19 protein-coding genes and 2 pseudogenes are annotated in these 17,823 nt (G+C 62.2%); 8 read left to right on the top strand and 13 right to left on the bottom strand.

Annotated elements, in window-relative coordinates; genetic code table 11:
- The first annotated feature begins 4 nt into the window (after positions 1-4).
- Positions 5-832 carry an ABC-2 family transporter protein gene (locus DID96_RS12565; protein ID WP_124599646.1) on the top strand — a complete coding sequence of 276 codons (828 nt, stop codon included), beginning with the start codon at positions 5-7 and terminating at the stop codon, positions 830-832.
- Between the two features lie 4 nt (positions 833-836).
- Entirely contained in the window at positions 837-1,640 is an 804-nt protein-coding gene (locus DID96_RS12560) for an ABC transporter permease (protein ID WP_124599645.1), read from the top strand.
- A gap of 121 nt (positions 1,641-1,761) precedes the next feature.
- Here the strand turns inward: DID96_RS12560 and DID96_RS12555 are convergent, their stop codons facing one another.
- The 4 genes from DID96_RS12555 to DID96_RS12540 form a co-directional block, all read right to left on the bottom strand.
- On the bottom strand, positions 1,762-3,069 hold the full coding sequence (locus DID96_RS12555; RefSeq protein WP_260463870.1) for an aldehyde dehydrogenase family protein: 1,308 nt from the start codon (positions 3,067-3,069) through the stop codon (positions 1,762-1,764).
- A gap of 23 nt (positions 3,070-3,092) precedes the next feature.
- Positions 3,093-3,527 carry an arginase family protein gene (locus DID96_RS12550; protein WP_124599644.1) on the bottom strand — a complete coding sequence of 145 codons (435 nt, stop codon included), beginning with the start codon at positions 3,525-3,527 and terminating at the stop codon, positions 3,093-3,095.
- A 109-nt stretch (positions 3,528-3,636) separates the two neighbouring features.
- The gene (locus DID96_RS12545; protein ID WP_124599643.1) at positions 3,637-4,500 is read right to left on the bottom strand and encodes a helix-turn-helix transcriptional regulator; all 864 of its coding nucleotides are present in this window, start codon (positions 4,498-4,500) and stop codon (positions 3,637-3,639) included.
- A gap of 362 nt (positions 4,501-4,862) precedes the next feature.
- Entirely contained in the window at positions 4,863-5,207 is a 345-nt protein-coding gene (locus tag DID96_RS12540) for a helix-turn-helix domain-containing protein (protein WP_124599642.1), read from the bottom strand.
- Positions 5,208-5,344: 137 nt separating this feature from the next.
- Here DID96_RS12540 and DID96_RS12535 point away from each other — a divergent pair, with 137 nt between their 5' ends.
- On the top strand, positions 5,345-5,977 hold the full coding sequence (locus DID96_RS12535; RefSeq protein ID WP_124599641.1) for a glutathione binding-like protein: 633 nt from the start codon (positions 5,345-5,347) through the stop codon (positions 5,975-5,977).
- A gap of 831 nt (positions 5,978-6,808) precedes the next feature.
- Complete coding sequence (locus DID96_RS12530) at positions 6,809-7,039, top strand: hypothetical protein (RefSeq protein WP_124599640.1); 231 nt, start codon at positions 6,809-6,811, stop codon at positions 7,037-7,039.
- A 197-nt stretch (positions 7,040-7,236) separates the two neighbouring features.
- Here the strand turns inward: DID96_RS12530 and DID96_RS12525 are convergent, their stop codons facing one another.
- The 9 genes and pseudogenes from DID96_RS12525 to DID96_RS12485 form a co-directional block, all read right to left on the bottom strand.
- Positions 7,237-8,223 carry a YncE family protein gene (locus DID96_RS12525; protein ID WP_124599639.1) on the bottom strand — a complete coding sequence of 329 codons (987 nt, stop codon included), beginning with the start codon at positions 8,221-8,223 and terminating at the stop codon, positions 7,237-7,239.
- A gap of 246 nt (positions 8,224-8,469) precedes the next feature.
- A complete protein-coding gene (locus DID96_RS12520; RefSeq protein ID WP_260463869.1) occupies positions 8,470-9,564 on the bottom strand; it encodes a hypothetical protein in 1,095 nt (364 codons plus the stop codon).
- A gap of 378 nt (positions 9,565-9,942) precedes the next feature.
- Positions 9,943-10,671 (bottom strand): hypothetical protein, encoded by a 729-nt coding sequence (locus DID96_RS12515; protein WP_124599637.1) that lies wholly within the window; start codon positions 10,669-10,671, stop codon positions 9,943-9,945.
- The gene (locus DID96_RS12510; protein ID WP_124599636.1) at positions 10,668-10,907 is read right to left on the bottom strand and encodes a hypothetical protein; all 240 of its coding nucleotides are present in this window, start codon (positions 10,905-10,907) and stop codon (positions 10,668-10,670) included. The genes DID96_RS12515 and DID96_RS12510 overlap by 4 nt, the downstream gene beginning before the upstream one ends.
- Positions 10,908-10,952: 45 nt before the next feature.
- Positions 10,953-11,612 carry a hypothetical protein gene (locus DID96_RS12505; protein WP_124599635.1) on the bottom strand — a complete coding sequence of 220 codons (660 nt, stop codon included), beginning with the start codon at positions 11,610-11,612 and terminating at the stop codon, positions 10,953-10,955.
- Between the two features lie 585 nt (positions 11,613-12,197).
- On the bottom strand, positions 12,198-12,599 hold the full coding sequence (locus DID96_RS12500; protein ID WP_260463868.1) for an FKBP-type peptidyl-prolyl cis-trans isomerase: 402 nt from the start codon (positions 12,597-12,599) through the stop codon (positions 12,198-12,200).
- 91 nt (positions 12,600-12,690) lie between these two features.
- Positions 12,691-12,924, bottom strand: a complete 234-nt coding sequence (locus tag DID96_RS38655) for a hypothetical protein (RefSeq protein ID WP_221624583.1) — start codon at positions 12,922-12,924, stop codon at positions 12,691-12,693.
- Positions 12,925-12,995: 71 nt separating this feature from the next.
- Entirely contained in the window at positions 12,996-13,349 is a 354-nt protein-coding gene (locus DID96_RS12490) for a copper-binding protein (protein ID WP_124599634.1), read from the bottom strand.
- Positions 13,346-14,386: pseudogene (locus DID96_RS12485) on the bottom strand (efflux RND transporter permease subunit); the annotation flags it as partial. The gene DID96_RS12490 and the pseudogene DID96_RS12485, both read right to left, overlap by 4 nt.
- Between DID96_RS12485 and DID96_RS12480 the strand changes: the two are divergent.
- From DID96_RS12480 to DID96_RS12465, 4 genes and pseudogenes are all read left to right on the top strand, one after another.
- Positions 14,387-14,488, top strand: a pseudogene (locus DID96_RS12480) (transposase domain-containing protein); the annotation flags it as partial.
- A 225-nt stretch (positions 14,489-14,713) separates the two neighbouring features.
- Positions 14,714-15,721 carry a sigma 54-interacting transcriptional regulator gene (locus DID96_RS12475; RefSeq protein WP_124599633.1) on the top strand — a complete coding sequence of 336 codons (1,008 nt, stop codon included), beginning with the start codon at positions 14,714-14,716 and terminating at the stop codon, positions 15,719-15,721.
- 825 nt (positions 15,722-16,546) lie between these two features.
- Positions 16,547-16,912, top strand: coding sequence for a hypothetical protein (locus DID96_RS38280; protein WP_185732237.1), 366 nt, complete (start codon positions 16,547-16,549; stop codon positions 16,910-16,912).
- Positions 16,905-17,807, top strand: a complete 903-nt coding sequence (locus tag DID96_RS12465) for a hypothetical protein (protein WP_124599631.1) — start codon at positions 16,905-16,907, stop codon at positions 17,805-17,807. The genes DID96_RS38280 and DID96_RS12465 overlap by 8 nt, the downstream gene beginning before the upstream one ends.
- Positions 17,808-17,823: the final 16 nt, after the last annotated feature.

Raw genomic sequence — 17,823 nt, 5'->3', positions numbered from 1 at the left:
CCCGATGAACGCCTTTCGTCCGTATGCCGCGGCGTTCGCCGCCCGGTTCAAGACCATGCTGCAGTACCGCGCGGCGGCGTGGGCCGGCTTCACGACCCAGTGCTGGTGGGGCGCCCTCAAGGTCATGGTCTTCGCGGCCTTCTATCGTCACTCGGCGCATGCGCAGATACCGATGACGCTCGAGCAGGCGATCACCTACACGTGGCTCGCGCAAGCGCTGTTCTCGCTGCAACCATGGAGCGGCGACCCGGACATCGCGTCGGCCGTGCGCACCGGCGCGGTGAGCTTCGACCGGCTGCGCCCCGTCGATACGTACGCGTGGTGGCTCGTCCGCGCAGTGGCGTGGCTGAGCGCGCGAGCGTTGCCGCGCGTCGCGCTGATGTTCGTCGCCGCCGCGATCGTTCTGCCGTTGGTCGGCCTCGGCGAATGGGCGTGGCGTCCGCCGGCCGATGCGACGCAAGCCGGGCTGTTCGCGGTCTCGCTGCTGCTGATGACCGTGCTTGCGGCGGCGTTCGTGATGCTGCTCAATCTGTGCATCGCCGCGACGCTGACCGACCGCGGAATCAACACGTTCGCACCGGCGTTCGTGATCCTGTTCTCGGGCAACCTGATTCCACTGGGCTTCTTTCCCGACCGGATCCAGCCGCTGCTGATCGCCCAGCCGTTCGCCGGCATGCTCGACATCCCGTCGCGCATCTACATCGGCACGCTCAGCGGCACCGCCGCATGCGCCGGGCTGGTGTTGCAGGCGTTCTGGATCGTCGTGTTCGTCGTGCTGGGCCGCAAAGGCATCGACAGCGTGATGACCCGGCTCGAAGTGCAGGGAGGCTGACACCATGAACACCGCACGTCTGCTGTCGCGCTACTTCGCCACGTCGGTCCGCGCACAGCTTCAATATCCGGCGTCGAGCCTGCTGCTCGGCACCGGCACGTTCCTGACGACCATCATCGAGCTCGCAGGAATCTGGGCGCTGTTCGACCGCTTCGGCGACGTGCAGGGCTGGCGCTTCGGCGATATCTGCATGTTCTTCGGCATCGTCAGCATCAGCTTTGCGATCGCCGATTTCTTCAGCCGCGGCTTCGACGTGTTCGGCAGCGAGTTCATCCGCACGGGGGACTTCGACCGCGTGCTGCTGCGCCCGCGCACGGCCACGCTGCAACTCGTCGGCCACGACTTCAGGCTGCGCGTGATCGGCCGGCTGATGCAGGGGATCGTCGTGCTGGTGGTCGGCAGCCGGGCGCTCGATTTCCAGTGGAACGCCATCTCGGCCGGGCTCGCGTTGTGGACGATCGCCGGTGGCGTCGCGCTGTTCTTTGGCCTGATGGTCCTGCAGGCGACGCTTGCGTTCTGGACGGTCGAAAGCCTCGAAGTGGTGAACGTCGTCACGTATGGTGGCGTGCAGGCGGCGCAGTTTCCGCTCAGCCTTTACGCCGGCTGGCTCCGCAGCTTCCTGATATTCGTCGTACCGATCGCGTGCGTCGCGTACTTTCCGGTGCTCGCGATCCTCGGCAAGCCGGACCCGCTCGGTGCGCCGGACTGGTTCCTGCCGCTGGCGCCGACGGTGGCTTTCGGGTTCCTGGCGATCGCCTTTGCGGCGTGGCGGTTGGGGGTGCGCAAGTACACGTCGACCGGCACCTGAACCGACTTTCGACATGACGTTCGAAAAAGGTCTGAATCGAACAGGTGTCCTGCTTGCTGTCCGCAATCGTCTGATGAACGTTCACCCATCTCGCAAGCGACCGGTATCGCTGCGCCACCGGTCAGCCGATCGCCCGTATCGCGTGGCGCAGTTCCTGATAGCTGCGCAGCCCGGCAACGCCGAGTTCGCGGCCGATCCCGCTGAGCCCGAACCCGCCCCAGCACACGTGCGGATAGATGAGCTGCGGCGCGTTGATCCACACGAGCCCCGCACGCACGCGCGCCTGGTATTGCTTGGCCATCTCCGCATCGCGCGTGACGATGGTCGCGACGAGCCCGTAACGCGTGTCGTTCGCGAGCGCGATCGCTTCGTCGTCCGTGCGGAACGACTTCACGCACGCCACCGGGCCGAACACTTCGTCCGTCCACAGCACGTTGTCGGCGGCCGGCTCCGCGATCACGACCGGCGCCATGAAAAAGCCGTTGCCGCCCGCATCGGCGACGCGGCCGCCGAACGCGACCTGCGCGCCGCTGTCGATCCCTTTCTGCAGCAGCGCTTCGACGCGCGCGCGCTGCGCGGCCGAAATCAGCGGCCCCATCGCGACCTGCCCGGCATCGGGCGGCGCGACGACGAGCGCGCGGACGGCCGTCTCGAACGCCGCCATGAAGCTGCGATACACGCTGTCGTGCACGAGGACGCGCGCGGTGGCCGAACACATCTGGCCCGCGTTCGTGAACGCGCCGGCGACCGCAAGCGGGACGGCGACGTCGAGATCGGCATCTTCGCGCACGATCAGCGCCGACTTGCCACCGAGTTCGAGTGTCACGCGCTTCATGTCGTCGGCCGCGGCGCGCATCACTTTCTTGCCGGCGGCGGTGCTGCCGGTAAACGAGATCTTGTCGATCAGCGGATGCGCGGTCAGCGCCGCGCCAACGTCGGCGCCGCCATTCACGATGTTCACGACGCCGTCCGGCACGCCGGCCTCGGCGACGATGTCGAGCAGCGCATGCTCGGCCGGCGACGTCAGTTCCGACGGCTTCAGCACGACCGCGCAGCCGGCCGCGAGCGCGGGCGCGAGCTTCCATGCGGTCGTGACCATCGGGAAGTTCCACGGCACGATCAGCGCGGCGACGCCGACCGGGTCGTGGAAGCGTTCGGCCGCGACGGTGTCGCTCGGCAGCGCGACGGCTTCGGCCGCGAAAGCCGCCCGGTCGTCGCACAGCGTCGCGTAATACGCAAACGTCGCGGCGACGTCGCCGACGTCGGCGTCGGCCTCGAACGGCGGCTTGCCGCTGACCTGCATCTGCATTGCCGCGAGACGCTCGCGGTCGGCCTCGACGAGTTCGGCGATCTTCGCGAGGATCTTGCCGCGCGCGGCGGGCAGCACGAGCGTCGTGCTGGCGGCTTGCGAAAGCGGTGCGGTGGACATGGGTGTGATCCTGTCGGTCGGGTTCAACGGCAGGCGACGCCCGGCATCACGCAGAGCATCTCGAATGCGAGGTTCGCGCCGACGAGCGCGGTCGTGCCGAACGGGTCGTAAGGCGGCGACACTTCGACGATATCCGCGCCGACGATGTTGAGGCCCTTCATCCCGCGCACGATCTCGAGATCTTGCTGCACGGTCAGCCCGCCGACTTCCGGCGTGCCCGTGCCGGGCGCGAACGATGGATCGAGGCCGTCGATGTCGAAGCTCATGTTGTACGGGCGCAGCAGCACGGATTCCGAACGGATCTGGCGCGGACCGAAGCGCGAGCCGGAGCGGTTCGACGTGCCGAGATCGAGCGGCACGCCGACGAAGCACACGTCGAGCCCGTCGGTCGTCGTCGCCTGCGGCAGGCGCATCATCGTGGCGATGCCGCCCATCGGTTGACTGAGTTCGCGGTGCATCGGGGCCGTCTCCTCAGTCTGGTGAAAAACGATCGGCCGATGGTAGAGGAGAACGCGCAGCCGAAGATTTTGAAGTCGCAACGTTTACATCGATGCGTGTCGATGCGAGTCAGCCCGCGAGCGCAGGTGGCGCGGCACCGTCCGCTGCGCCGGACGCGCCCCACGCGGCGAGCTCGCGCTTCGTGCGCACGCCGAGCTTCGCGAACGCGCGCTTCACATACGACTCGGCGGACGCGACGCGCACGCCGAGGATCCCGGCCGTCTCGGGCACGGTCTTGCCGGACAGCAGGTGCTTGCAGGTTTCGTATTCGCGCTTCGACAGCTTGACGCCGTCGGCCGCGAGCCGCGCATCGAACTGCGCGAGCGGATGGACTTCGGGCGTCGGGTGCGCGACGCGCCGCGCGGCGGTGGTCGACGCGTGCAGTTCGAGCAGCGGGAACAGCACGTCGCTGATGCTGCGAAAGCGATTCATCTCGGCGAGCGTGAACGGCGGCCGGTCGCGGCCGCGCTCCAGCGCGATCGAGTGCTGCGAATAGCGCGTGCCGCGCGCGAGCACGCATTCGTGTGCGATCCGCACGTCGTCGAACAGGCGCTGGCGGAATTCGCCGGGCGGGATCGCCGCGATGTCGCGCACGACGAGCATCGTGCCCGTCTTGCCGCGCAGCCCCGCGAACAGCGGGTCGCTGTCGAGGAAGCGCTCGTAGTAGAGCGTCATCACGTCCGAGATTTCTGCCGATTCGGTGCCGATGCCGCTGCTGCCGATCCATTCGCAGCGGTAGCCGGTGGGCATCGTGCCGTCGACGCGCGAGCGCTCGACGTGCGCGACGTCGAGCGGCACGAGGTCGTTCAGCAACTGCGTGAGGCGTGGCACGAAATGAGGCGTGCCGACGGTTTCGATGAGGTCGCCCAACGTCTTGAACGACACGTTGCACGACGCGTCGTCGCGATGGAAGGGGTTCACGTTGAGCAGCATGCGGTTCCCCAAGGGCCTGTTTTTGCTGATAACGGACGTGGCTGGCCCATGAAAAGCCCGCGGATTGTAGCGTCTGCAACCAAAAACGTCTGTCAGGGGAAATGCCGACGACCGCTGCATCGCCTGCGGCTGCCCCGGAAAACGCCGCTTGTCCCCCCCGAAGGGGGGCATACCGGGGCAGCGCAAATGAGTAACTTTGTCTCTGCCTTTCAATCAAGAGAATAGAGATTCACATGAGCAAACTGATCAAGGACATCCTGCCGCTCGGCGCGAACGTGGGCGAAACATCCACGGAGGAAACCCGAAATGGCAGGGGATTGGAAGCAGCACATCGACACGGATGAAGTGCACTTGCTTCGCCGTCAACGCCTATCCGCACAGGCCGCTTCGGCATCGCGCGCTTTCAGCCAGAGCCCGAAATCGCGCATCACCTCGACGACAGGTCGCAGGCGGTTGCCGTCGTCGGTCAGGTCATATTCGACCTTGACCGGCACTTCCGGGTACACCGTGCGCCGCACGAGTCCGGCCTCTTCGAGCGCGCGCAGGTCGAGCGTCAGCATCCGCTGCGAGATGCCCGGCACGTCGCGGCGCAGGTCGCTGAAGCGCTTCGGCCCGTCCAGCAGGTACGACACCAGCAACAGCCGCCAGCGTCCGCCTAGCAGGCGCATCGCTTCTTCCACGGAACATCCGGTCGCACTCGTTTTCATTCGTCAGGCTGGGTTGGTAACGTTTTTGTGACTACGGCACAAACTACTGCCGTCTTCTCTTTCGGGCGTCGATGCGTGATATTAGCGCCCGCGTCGCGGCGAATCGACACACGGACCTCGAAACCTCAAGGAGAGACATGAAGCTCTATCACGCCCCTGGAAGCTGTTCGCAGGCAATCCATATCGTGCTGTGCGAACTGGACATGGACGCGGACATCGTCAAGGTCGATGCGCGCAAGCACCTGATCGAAGACGGGCGAAGCTATTACGACGTCGCCGAGCTCGGTTATGTGCCGCTGCTCGAACTGGACGACGGCACGCGCCTGCGGGAGGGCCCGGTGATCGCGCAGTATCTGGCCGACCGGCGGCCCGAAGGGGGGCTCGCGCCGGCGCACGGCACGCTCGAACGCTATCGGCTGATGGAGTGGCTCAATTTCCTGACGGCGGAGATTCACAAGGGATTCATTCCGTTGCTTTACGCGGTGCAGGCCGGCAAGTATGTCGAACCGGCGCGAGTGAAGCTCGAAAGCCGGTATGCGTGGATCGACCGGCAGCTGGCCGACAGGACGTTCGTGATGGGCGACGCGTTCAGCATCGCCGATGCCTATCTGTTCGCGCTGACGGGATGGGGGAGGGCGGCGTGGATGCGCTCGGTTTATAACGCAGACATCGATCTCGGCGCTTGCGCGCATCTTGGGGCGTGGTACGAACGGGTCCGGGCGAGGCCGTCGGTTCAGCATGTTCTGGCTAGTGATGGATTGCTGGGTTAGGGGGCGCTGACTCGCTGCGGTGCCTCGTTGTGGTGACCGCTTCCGTCCCGCGCGAGTGCGGCCTGTGCGGCGCGACCGGAGAGGATTCCGGCGCGCGCCGCTCTGTATTCCGGATTCCCGTGACGATCCGGAGCAAATACGCATGACCCAATCCGCCGAGGTTTCGACAGTGTTCGAACTCGAGCCTTCTCAACTTGGTCAGTTCCGTTGATGGGGATATGTGCTCACGCTTCAAGCAGAAACAGAAAAAGATTCGAGTCATGCATGGCGGGAAGCTGAATCAGAAAATTCCACCTTTAAAGATCGGCGTTGGTCGGTGTTTTAATTCGGCCTTTGTTTTAAAGGCTTTCTCCGTTCGTACAAGCGCTTGGCCACGATGTTCTGGTTGGACAATGGTAGGTTGATTTCAAATAAATAACGGGTTGCAGTTCGACAAACGCTGTTCTACGCTTTCTCTACCAACCCAAATAGATGTCGTTACTCACCTTCTCGTGAGCGTTAGTGGTGTCCGGGGATAGCGAAGTAGTCAACCAAAACGAATCGGCGACCATGGACACTTGCACGCGACACGCATTCCCTAATCTTTGTCAGTAGTGCCCAAGCGCACCTATTCGGTGCGTGCATGCGTTTACCTCTTCGCTTTCTGAAGAGCGGAGAACGTTTGCGCGTGGCGGCGCTCGCTCGTCCGGTTTCCGGACGGGGTGAACACGACGCACGGTGCTGCCGTGATCGCGCGACGTGCTGCCAGCCTGGGTCTTGAAGACATTCATTCGGTCAGCATCGGTAGACCGTTCCGATGCTCGACTATCGAGCCGTCTGGGAGGAATCGTCATGAACAAGAAAGAGCATCTTATGTTCGGTTTCCTGAATGTATCGGCAACCGCTGCCGTCCCGCTTGCGGCATGGGCCGATTTCGACGCGGGGCTGTTCGGCATGTTCGGTGTGATGGCCGGCGAAACGGCACGTCTGAGCGCTACCAACTTCTCGGCGCCTGCGACATATCCGGTCAGGTCGGGCGGCCGTCTGCTGGACCAGCGAGTCGTCGCGAGGGGTACGTACTGACGGCATCGCGCACGGTCGTGAGCGGGGTGAGCCTCCGTCAACACCGCAGTTCGACCTGACCAAGCCACGCAATGCCGTCATCTCGGCAACGCATCGGCATTCCAACCGGGGCGACTCGCGACATGGCGAGCTGACGCCCTCCTCGCAACTGGACTTCCAGTTCCTTCGAGCGAGGAGGACGTCCACCTAACCAGCCCTCAAGGCTGGCAGATGCCCATGCCGCATATGCCGCTCGCACAGTCAGTGCCCGCCTTGCACATTTTGCCTGCAGCGCACGTCGGGCAAACCCCGCCGCCGCAATCGACATCCGTCTCCAGGCCGTTCTTGATATTGTCGCTGCACGACGGTGCCTGGCAGATGCCTTGCGGACTGCAGACACTGCTCTGGCAGTCAGAGCCTTTCAAACACATTTGGCCCGTGTTGCACGGGACGCAGGTCGGCCCGCCGCAATCGACACCGGTCTCCTGGCCGTTCTTCATGCCGTCCGTGCACGACGACGCCGGAGTCGGAGCGGCCGGCGTGGCGACGTCGAAAGGATTGCCCCCGACTGGCACGGTGGACGAGACGGCATTGGTCGCGGTAGCGATGACGGACACCGTGTGGTCACCCGCATTCGTCACATAGACGCTCGCGCCGTCCGGCGTACTGACGACCTTGTTCGGGACGACACCGACGGATACGGTCGCCACCACTTTTTGCGTGGCTGTGTCGATAACGGAAACGGAATTGGCGCGCGAGTTGGCGACGTACGCGTGTCTCCCGTCTGGCGTGAAAGCGGTACTCACGGGACCCGAGCCCACCACCACCGTGGCGACTACCGTATTGCTCGACGTGGCGATGATGGACACCGTGTTCGTGCCGCTGTTGGCGACATAGACCTGGGTCCTGTCCGGAGTCACTGCAAGGTCAACCGGAACGGACCCGACCGCGATCGTGGTCACAACCGCATGGGTCGTGCGGTCGATGACTGATACGGTATTCGAACGAGCGTTGGCGACAAAAGCATGGTCTTGCGCAATCGCATCCTGCGCAGTTGAAACCATCGTGAGCACGAGGACTGCCAGGATGCGAAGGACGGCTCCGAATTTGAACTGAGCCAACCCCTCACGGCTCGCGGCGCGTAAAAGCACGCCGACCCATCCCAAGGGGAGTGTGAGTCGCTGATACTTTGCATTACGGTTCATATCGACCTCCAATGAAGCGTGTCTGCTCTGGAAGCGGGATTCGTCCGGCGCCTGCCGCCGCACTCCCGATCAGAAAAGCCAACACACGCGCCTCTCCTTCGGACAAGGTGGTGTGCAGCGCCCCACGCTTGTACCCAAGCGCCTGACAGTCCTCGACTATCACCTTGATATCCGGTTCGATTGCCACAATTCCTTCCACTTACCAAGATTCGCCGTGATGAACCACGCGAAACGCGCCAGGAAGATTCAGTCTTCGTTGTATTTAAGCGTCGCGGGGTCGCTGTTTCTGAAGACTGGATACCAGGGCTGCTCCAGCGGGCCGCCAGCGGAATAGGCCTTGACGATGATGTCGCAGTGCACAGGCGTTATCGCCGTACTGCAACGCCATACCTGACCGACCGTCGTGGAATTCATCGGGTCGCCGAACGTGATGGGGATATACAGATTGCTGTGGGGCCCGAAAACAAGTGCCACTTCATGGGCTCTGGGCCCGGGCGGCGTCGATAACGGAATTTCCGTGATGCGGGTTCCGGTCTTGCCATCGAGTTCGACGATTTTGTCGCTATCGTTCGCGTTCGCACGTGAGCTCGCAACCCACAAGTTGCCTGCGTTATCGAAGACCAAGCCCTCAGGGCGGTGCAAATCCGCCACGCTGTTGTTTGATGCGAAAACGTCAACAAATTTCTTTGTGCTGGCATCAAAGCGCAAGATGTAGCCGGTCAGCGGGTTGAAGTGCGGGTCCGTCGGGTCAAGGCAACCTGACGCCGAAACATACAAAAGACCGTCCGGGCCGAACACTACGCCGAGCGGATGGAACTCTGCAGTGAAGGCGTGCCGGTCGAGATTGCCCAGAAAGGCGCCCGCCGCATCATATTCCTTGACGTCGCCTTGATTGGCACATTGGCCATGGTTGAGACCCAAATCAGCCACGTAATAGCCGTTGTCCGGTCCTCCGCGCACAATACCGCGCGGCGCGAAGGGCGCGTTTCGGTCGCTCGAGGCGACAAGTTTGCCGACAAATCTACCTGTCGCGCCGTCAAAACGAAGAATCTCACCGGGATATGGCGTGTTCACATTCTGATTGACGACGATGAGTTGCCCGTCCGTGAAAATCATTCCCCGGGGTCCGTGCAGCCCGGCAGCCGCGGCCCCAGAGGCGACAAATGGACCAACATATGTCCCGTTTGCTTCGAACTGCTTGACTGAATTGTCACCACCGTCGCCAATGAAAAGCGACTGCGCCCGCGTGGCGGGGTCGACCGAAAACGCGCTGAACGCCACCGCTGACAGCAGGAGGGGGCGCAGTAGCGAGCGATAAATTGAACGAACGTTGGTTCGCAAGGAACCACAGCGCGAAGTACGATGAGAGCATGAAAACATTTAATGCCTCCATTTGGTATTGACCACTTCATGCGGACAGCAAGGTAATGCCAGACCCGGCATGGTGCATAGATGTCCTATCATTCGGTTGGTGGCGTCGACGAAGCCGAATTTTCCCCAACTCGCCAAAGGGACCGTGGTTTTCACCGCCATATGCGGTCAATGTCATTGCAGCCACGCTGGCGATTGCTATGCGAGTCTTTCTTGAACGATGAGACCAAGTCATTCATGGGCTCCTCCTCAGAGTGGGTTTGTTGTTGAGTATGTAATCCGGTAAGGCCGCAGCGCCGCTGCAACCTCACATGAACAACCGTTCCGTGCTGCAATCTCCTCTCAGCTCTATTGGACGTTGAGGTGGTAGAGCATGTTGATATTGACGATTCCGGGGAGGCTGGCTGAAAAGCTCAGGGTATGCTGGCCAACCGGCAATGGCTTGATTGCAATCCAATAGCCGTCCGATACGGAGATCGCTGGACCGTTGGTCGAATCGATGCCAGAATAGAAGATGAAATATTTGATTTGCGAGGGCGCCGTGAAAAAGAATGCCGGCGATTGGAAGTGAAACTCGCTCAGAAAATCGATGTTTACGCCATCGAGTGAGACTTTTAAATCGCTGAATTTTGGCAGCGCCTTTTTCGCGTTGGTTGGCAGCGGGACTAGCTGGAGCAGTGCGGCACGGAGGTCGGCGCCGCTGAAATTTTGAAGCTCCAGGTTGGACCATTCTTGATTGGCGATAGGAAATAGAATTGGGCTTCCCGCTGGCACTGTGCAATTGCGAACGACTTGCGGTTGCGGCGATTGCAAGCTAACGCCCGCAAGGAAGAAAACGGGCCCGGCCGGCTGGTTGCCGTTATTGCAGGTGTTATCCGCGGTGGCCACAAACGGGTGACTATTGTTAACGTTGGGGATTTGAAAATAGAACTGCCACCAGGCGGCTGTCCAGTCGCCATAAGTCATGCCAAAAATAAGCTCATTCGGCGCGTAGATACGACTGTCGAATGCTTGAGCATGGGGGATAGGGTTAGCGCATAACAGCGCGATTGCCAACGCAACTGTGCGTGCTTTCATGATGTTGCCTCCTGATTACTCGTGCGTAGCTGCCTACTGACGGTGGTCACAAAAGTGACTAACCCTTTTCCCCGAGTGTCAAAATTCGCTACCTTCCCGCGCTCGATCAAAAGCGCGGAGGCATGTGTCTCGCCTTCAGACAGTGTCGAGCCCAGCGTTTCAAGCCTTTGCCCAAGTGCGTCGAGGTCCGCGACCGTTACCTGGATATTCGATCCGGTTGCCATGATTACTTCCATGTCTTGCTCCCCCCGTATTGGCGGGTCGTCGCAAAAAGCCCCACGCTATCGCGTCACATCGACTTCGTGAGACTTGTTGTTGGAGACGACCGCGTAATACACGGTGAGCGGTAACGCCCCCTGTTGTGTCCATGCGCTCAGCGTCGCGTTCGCCAAGCTGACCGTATTCGCAAAGTGCGAAACGACCAGCGGCGTTCCTGACGGATACGTGGAGTGCGTTGAGCCATCGAGCTCATAGGCAAGGCCGACCCGATTGAGCGTGAGCTGGAAGCCCAGCAAGTCGGTCTGGCCGCCAGGTAACCCGGTCAGTGGAATCTGTCCGGATGCCGTCACGACACGCGGCGTGTCCGTGCCGTTACCGCCTTGGGACGAGAATTGAAAGGTGCTCGTCAAACCAAATTCAGACGTGTACGTTTTCGTGCAGGTATTCACCGTTGAAAGAGACGCCAGCGCCATCGGTGGAGCGTTGGATGAAGCGCCTTGCGACCCGGACGCTGCGACGAAAAGATCACCCGTGACGGTCGTGCAACTGTCCGGAGAAAAGGCGAACTGTGCCTCGCCGCTTGCCCCGATGAAGGACAGGTGGGTGGTGGTTGATTGCGCCAGCAACGGTGCAGACGCATAGCCGCAAGACAGGCACGCGATCGTTGAACATGCGAACTGTATGGCGCGACGTCGCGCGCCAAGGAGTTGGACTTCGCCCACTTGACACCTCCATCTGCGATTTTCAATCGTGGGGAATGTGCCCGGCGCAAGCTGTGCGAACGCGAACGCCGACACATGCAAACGCTCTCCGCACTTCAGAGAGCGAAGAGGTAAGCACGTGCGCGCACCGAATGGGTACGCTTGGGCGCTACGGGCAAAGGATCGGGAATGCGTGTCGTGTGCAAGTGTCCATGGTCGCCGATTCGTCTTGGTTGACTACTGCGCTGTCCCCGGACACCACTAACGCTCACGAGAAGGTGAGTAACGACATCTATTTGGATTGGTAGAGAAAGCGTAGAACAGCGTTTGTCGAACTGCAACCCGTTATTTATTTGAAATCAACTTACCATTGTCTAATCTGCGCATTTCGGATCGGCGGTGGTACGAAGAAAGGAGGCTTTCAAAACGCCAATTGAATCAGGAAGCTCGCAAACGTTATAAATCAGGGATGGCAATCCCTCGATACCAATTGGTTGAAAATACAGGCAGCACGGCCCACCAACAAAAACCCCCGCAAAAGCGGGGGTTGGGAGCACACAGTTCGCGCATCTCGCTCCAACTGATTGGCGACCGTGCGGCGGCGCATTACTTGACGATATCGACGAGTTCGACCTCGAAGTTCAACGTGCTGTTCGGCGGAATCGGGCCGACAGTCCGGCTCCCGTACGCCGTATCCGGCGGGCAGGTGAGCTTCGCCTTTCCGCCGACGCGCAGCTTTTGCACGCCTTGGGTCCAGCACGGAATAACCCGATTGAGCGGGAACGTGGCCACGTCGCCGTGCTTGGCCGAGTTGTCGAACTCCGTTCCGTCGGCAAGGGTACCCCGGTAGCGGACCTTGACGACGTCGGACGCGCTCGGGTGGGCGCCGGTTCCCTCCTGCGTGATTTCCACTTTGACGCCTGACGGCAGACTTTCGACAGTCCCGGCAGCGTGGACTGCCGAGGCACAGATTGCCAGGACGCCGACGGCCAGCATTCGTTTCTTCATATCCCCTCCTTGATGATGGCGGTCAATTCCGCGTGATATCGTCAACTGAGGCTGCCGTCCGCGTCAAGCCCTGCAGGAAACTCGTCAAAGTTCAAAGCGATCTGACAGTTACTTTCAACTTCATCAGTAGCAATGTCAGCAGCAGGCCGATACTGTCGAAGCTTGTCAACGCGAGCCGAAATTGCTCCTGGAACACGAACGGGCTAACGTCCTGCAAGGTCACGGTCGTCGCGAAGGAGCAATGACGACAGCGTGCGATATCGGTATAGCTGGCATGCTGCACGCGGAACGTGCGTGCGGTAACCAAGATTCGTGCGTTTAGCATCGGTTGCCCTCCTTCGCCTTGACGGCGCAGGCCACCCCGAAGGGTGAACCTGCGCGCGTTTCAGCACACCATCAGGATTGCTTCACCAGCTTCACGATGGTGAGCGTTCCGTTGACGTTCTCGACACGGACTTTGACCTTGTCGCCCTCATGAACCTGCTTGACCATCGCAGCATCCTTGGCCTTGAACGCCATCGTCATCGGCGGCATCCCGACGTTCTCGAGTGCACCGTGCTTCAGCGTAACCATGCTGCTGGCCGCATCGACCTTCTTCACTTCCGCGTCCGTGAGCGCGGCATTCGACGACGTCGATGCCGACGCTTTCATCGACATGTTCATGCCGGCCATGTCATCGCCGGCGAACGCCGGAGCAGCAAATGCGCCGATTGCACAGACAGCAATGGTGGTAACAAACAGACTCTTCATTGAGTTTCTCCAGATTGGGTAGAAGGCACTTTCATGCCAGAAGGGACTGCATGGAATGTCCGCATGTGATTCAGCTTTCGCGCGCGACGGCGCTGCAGCAGAAACCAGGCTGCGGGGATAACGAACATGGAAAGCAGCGGCGCGGTGACCATGCCGCCCACCATTGGGGCAGCGATACGTTGCATGACTTCGGAGCCGGCGCCATGCCCGACCATGATGGGGATGAGGCCCGCCAGAACGACGGCGACGGTCATCGCCTTGGGCCGCACGCGCAGGACGGCGCCTTCGCGAATCGCATCGAACAGGAGGGCTTCCGTGAGTGGCTCGCCGGCTTCCAGCCGGCGGTTCAACGCGCCCTTCAGGTATAGCAGCATCACGACGCCGAATTCGGCCGCCACCCCGGCGAGCGCGATGAAGCCGACCGACGTCGCGACGGAAACCGCGTGCCCCAGCACCCAGATGAGCCAAAAGCCGCCGACGAGCGCGAACGGCACGGTCGACATAAGCAGCAGTGCGTCCGCTGCGGAATTGAACGTCAGGAACAACAGCACGAAGATGACGACGAGCGTCACCGGGATGACCGTGCGCAACTTGGCGGCAGCTCGCTCCAGGTACTCGAACTGCCCGGACCAGGCAATCGAATAGCCCGGTGGCAGCTTGACCTGTTGCGCAACGGCCTTCTGCATCGCCTGAACAGCCGACTGAAGGTCCGTGTTGCGAATATCGACGTAGACGTAGCCTGACAGCCGCGCATTTTCGCTACGAATCATCGGCGGGCCGTCGGCAATCGTGATGTGCGCGACGTCCCCGAGCTGGATTTGTGCGCGACGGTCCGTGACAACCGGCAATTCACGCAGCCGCTCAAGCGAATCCCGAACTTCGCGCGGATAACGGATGTTGATAGGGAACCGCTCCCGGCCGGCAATCACCTCGCCGACGTTTTCACCGCCGACTGCCGACGACACGACCGACTGGACGTCCGCGACCGACAGGCCATACCGTGCGGCCGCGAGCCGGTCGATGTCGACGTCGATGTAGCCTATCTGAAGGACGTCCTCACACGCTTGCCGACCCACAAGGCCAGCGACATCGACGCGCTGCTGCCACATCGCTGGCAGCCTCTCTCGACCGCCGCCTAAACTCGGTCGTCAAGACGTATTGGCTGGCCGCTTACGATCGGTTTGAGAATATGCTACAAATGATTCGGGACGTCACCCAGCCCAATGCTGGCTCGTGCCCGCCCGCAGCGGTGAATCGAATGAGATGAATACCGTAATTGCTTAATAAAGCGCTCCGTCAGTCGGAAGCGAAACGCGCATAACTCGAATAGGCATTTCACGATGCCGCCACGGGGGAACCACGTCATGAACGATTTCGCGCGGCTGAACCTGATCGGTCAATCGCCGTGCTTTCTGGCGGCGCTCGAGTTGATACGCAAGTACGCGAACAGCACAGCGGCCGTTCTGATCAAGGGGGAAACCGGTACCGGCAAGGAACTCGCGGCGCGCGCGCTGCACTATCTGAGCGGCCGGCGCGACCTGCCGTTCGTGCCGGTCAACAGCGGCGCGATTCCCGAGCATCTGATCGAGAGCGAGCTGTTCGGCCACGTACGCGGCGCATTCACCGACGCGCGGGAAACACGGCACGGGCTGATCACGGAAGCGCGGGGCGGCACGTTGTTTCTGGACGAGGTCGAGGCCCTCAGCGCGCGCGCGCAGGTCGCGCTGCTGCGTTTCCTGCAGGATCGCGAGTATCGTCCCGTAGGCGGCACGCTGCTGCGCAACGCCGACGTGCGCGTGATTGCCGCGACCAATCTCGACCTCGCCGTGCTCGCCAGGAAGGGCCTGTTCCGCTGCGATCTGCTGTATCGCCTGGATGTGCTGCCGTTGAATCTGCCGCCGCTCAGGGAGCGTGCGGGCGACGTCACGGTGCTGGCCGAGACCTTCGTCGAGCGCCTGAACCGGCAGGGAAACGGACCGGTCAAGGCGCTGCTGGCGAGCTCCCGTGAGGCGCTGAACCGGCATGCGTGGCCCGGCAACGTGCGCGAGCTCGAAAACCTGATCCAGCGCGAATACGTTCTCGCCGGGGACGCTCGGCACATCGATCTGACGCCCGCCGACGACGGATCCGGCCCGGTGGCACTCTTCCCGGCCCCGGTGTCCGCGGACGAATCGTTCAAGGCCGCGAAGGCCCGGGCCGTCGCGGAATTCGAGCGGACCTACATGTTCGCGCTGCTGTCACGCTCCGGCGGCAACCTGAGCCTCGCGTCGCGATTGTCCGGCAAGGATCGCAGCGACATCGGCAAGCTGCTCAGGAAGCACGGGATCGAGCGTCAACGCTTTACGGGCGCGGCGCAGCACAATCCTGAATGACCGATGGGGTGCGCATGGCGTGGGCGTGTTTGCCTGCGTCGTAGCTTTTCTGTTCGCGTGCGTCGTAGCTTTTGCGATCGACCTCGTCGCCAGGTCCGTTTTTATTCTTCGTCCCCATCGTCCTCATCACCGTCTCCGCGCGCTGCTTTGCCCATCGCGCGGGCTCCGCTTTCGTCAGCCGGGGGGATTTTCCCCCGGGGATGCGGCCCGCCCACCCAACGCGCCGCACGTCGCGGCACAACGAACGACGGGCATCCCGTGCATCCCGGGATGAGGTGATTTTCCCCCCACCCGACCATCTGTCGCCACGCCCATCCCCTGACAGCTAAACCGTCTGCGGCCGCCCCGCCGCGTGGCATGGCGCTTGCGTAAGGAGTGGTATCAGCCACTGTCGCGTATCCGCCGGGATGAACATGACGCAGGACGATGACGTGCCCAACCGAATCGCCCAGACGATCGCTCGATACCTGACGAGCCATCCGAACGCGGCCGACACCGTGGACGGCATCGCTAAGTACTGGCTGGCGGAGATCGAAGAGACCGCGGACATGTTTCGGATCGCCCACATTCAGCTCGCGCTGGTCCAGCGTGACGACATTGTCGCCATCATCTCCAAGGCCACGAACGGTGCCAGCGGCATCGACGCGACTTATACAAAGTTCAAGCAGGCCGCCCGTGGCCTGAACTGCCCGTGGGGCTCCTACAACTTCGGCACGGGCGACGACATCCACGCCCAACTCGACAACAAACTACCTCAAGACGGCGAATCCCGAGCCTGGCGACCTGGTGTGCCTGGACTTCGTACCCAATCCTCACGGCTCCAGCATGAGCCTCAGCCAAGCGTGGGACTTCGTGGGCCTGTTCCGCCAAGTGGTCGGCCGGTACGCCGTGCTCTATGCCGGTCACGCGCTCAGGGAAATGCTGAACGGCCAAGCCGATTCGGTGTTGGCCTGCTGCGCGCTGTGGCTGGCCCAGTACGGCCCGGCGCCGGTCCTGCCGCCGGGCTGGGACCACTGCACCTTGTGGCAATTCACCGATGGCAACGTCGGCCCGATGCCGCACGATGTCGATGGCGTCGGCACGTGCGATCGCAGCCAGTTCGCGGGCTCGGTCGATGACCTGCGCGCCCAGTGGCCGTTCGAAGTCCGCGGACCGACAACCTCATCATCCCAGCGAGACCGCCATGCCTGACACACCCGATGCGTCGTATTTCACCGACGGCGAGCAGTTGTCCGACTTCATGAAGGACATGCGGGCCGCCGACACGTTGACAAAGTCGAGCCGAGACGATGCCCATCAGCTCGTGGACACGTTTCGCGCGGCCGATGGCGCCGGCGCCTGGCGCTCGCTCTCGCGTGATGCGGTCGCCAAGCGCCTGGACGATGTCGTCGACAACCCGCGTAGCATCCAACAGGGTCATCTGAACCTGTGCGGGCCGGCCAGCGTCATGTGCTGCTGGGCCGCGCGCGACCCGGTCGCCTTCGTCAATTACGCGACCGTCCTGTTCGAGACGGGAAAGTCGTCCATCGGCACGCTGGCGATCCAACCCAGCGATGCGCTGCTCAACCAAGACCTGAGCACGCTCGGGGACACCGGAACGGATCCCGCAGATTGGATGTTTCTCGGCGCGCTTCGCAACACCACCAACGTGTTCTGGCAGCCCGCCTGGGTTGGGGATCCACAGCAAACCCTGGCTGGCATGACGCGCCCCGAGGAGGTCGCGGCCTGGATGACCGCCACTGGCATCTACTCGCGCGTGCGCAACGAGGGCAACTGGGCTACCGTCGCCGGTCTTCCGCATGCCATGGACATCGATCTGGCCGAGGGCACCGATGTAATCCTGCTGATCAACGTGAGCCTGCTTGCGGCGGCCGACAGCAGTGTGCCCTTCGACCGCACGTTCCTCTTGAACCAGTTCCCCAACCACTACGTCGTCCTGCTCAGCGGCGTCGTGCCACAGCTCAACGGCGACATCGTCCTGCTGTCCGTCTGGACATGGGGGAACAACAAGGTCGACCTGAAGGTGCCCAAACAGGCCTTCATCGACAACTACTACGGGGCGGTCATCGCCAGCCTGGCGCACTGAATCCTCGACACCACCA

This window comes from Burkholderia sp. Bp8963 (assembly GCF_003854275.1).
In the GTDB taxonomy this organism is placed as follows: domain Bacteria; phylum Pseudomonadota; class Gammaproteobacteria; order Burkholderiales; family Burkholderiaceae; genus Burkholderia.
This window is presented reverse-complemented; position numbering and strand designations above follow the sequence as displayed.

What these genes read in the sequence shown, in the direction of transcription:
- DID96_RS12565 (WP_124599646.1), top strand. Translation starts at nt 5, where the DNA reads ATGAACGCCTTTCGTCCGTATGCCGCGGCGTTCGCCGCCCGGTTCAAG.
- DID96_RS12560 (WP_124599645.1), top strand. Translation starts at nt 837, where the DNA reads ATGAACACCGCACGTCTGCTGTCGCGCTACTTCGCCACGTCGGTCCGC.
- DID96_RS12555 (WP_260463870.1), bottom strand. Translation starts at nt 3,069, where the DNA reads ATGTCCACCGCACCGCTTTCGCAAGCCGCCAGCACGACGCTCGTGCTG.
- DID96_RS12550 (WP_124599644.1), bottom strand. Translation starts at nt 3,527, where the DNA reads ATGCACCGCGAACTCAGTCAACCGATGGGCGGCATCGCCACGATGATG.
- DID96_RS12545 (WP_124599643.1), bottom strand. Translation starts at nt 4,500, where the DNA reads ATGCTGCTCAACGTGAACCCCTTCCATCGCGACGACGCGTCGTGCAAC.
- DID96_RS12540 (WP_124599642.1), bottom strand. Translation starts at nt 5,207, where the DNA reads ATGAAAACGAGTGCGACCGGATGTTCCGTGGAAGAAGCGATGCGCCTG.
- DID96_RS12535 (WP_124599641.1), top strand. Translation starts at nt 5,345, where the DNA reads ATGAAGCTCTATCACGCCCCTGGAAGCTGTTCGCAGGCAATCCATATC.
- DID96_RS12530 (WP_124599640.1), top strand. Translation starts at nt 6,809, where the DNA reads ATGAACAAGAAAGAGCATCTTATGTTCGGTTTCCTGAATGTATCGGCA.
- DID96_RS12525 (WP_124599639.1), bottom strand. Translation starts at nt 8,223, where the DNA reads ATGAACCGTAATGCAAAGTATCAGCGACTCACACTCCCCTTGGGATGG.
- DID96_RS12515 (WP_124599637.1), bottom strand. Translation starts at nt 10,671, where the DNA reads ATGAAAGCACGCACAGTTGCGTTGGCAATCGCGCTGTTATGCGCTAAC.
- DID96_RS12510 (WP_124599636.1), bottom strand. Translation starts at nt 10,907, where the DNA reads ATGGAAGTAATCATGGCAACCGGATCGAATATCCAGGTAACGGTCGCG.
- DID96_RS12500 (WP_260463868.1), bottom strand. Translation starts at nt 12,599, where the DNA reads ATGAAGAAACGAATGCTGGCCGTCGGCGTCCTGGCAATCTGTGCCTCG.
- DID96_RS38655 (WP_221624583.1), bottom strand. Translation starts at nt 12,924, where the DNA reads ATGCTAAACGCACGAATCTTGGTTACCGCACGCACGTTCCGCGTGCAG.
- DID96_RS12490 (WP_124599634.1), bottom strand. Translation starts at nt 13,349, where the DNA reads ATGAAGAGTCTGTTTGTTACCACCATTGCTGTCTGTGCAATCGGCGCA.
- DID96_RS12475 (WP_124599633.1), top strand. Translation starts at nt 14,714, where the DNA reads ATGAACGATTTCGCGCGGCTGAACCTGATCGGTCAATCGCCGTGCTTT.
- DID96_RS38280 (WP_185732237.1), top strand. Translation starts at nt 16,547, where the DNA reads ATGAGCCTCAGCCAAGCGTGGGACTTCGTGGGCCTGTTCCGCCAAGTG.
- DID96_RS12465 (WP_124599631.1), top strand. Translation starts at nt 16,905, where the DNA reads ATGCCTGACACACCCGATGCGTCGTATTTCACCGACGGCGAGCAGTTG.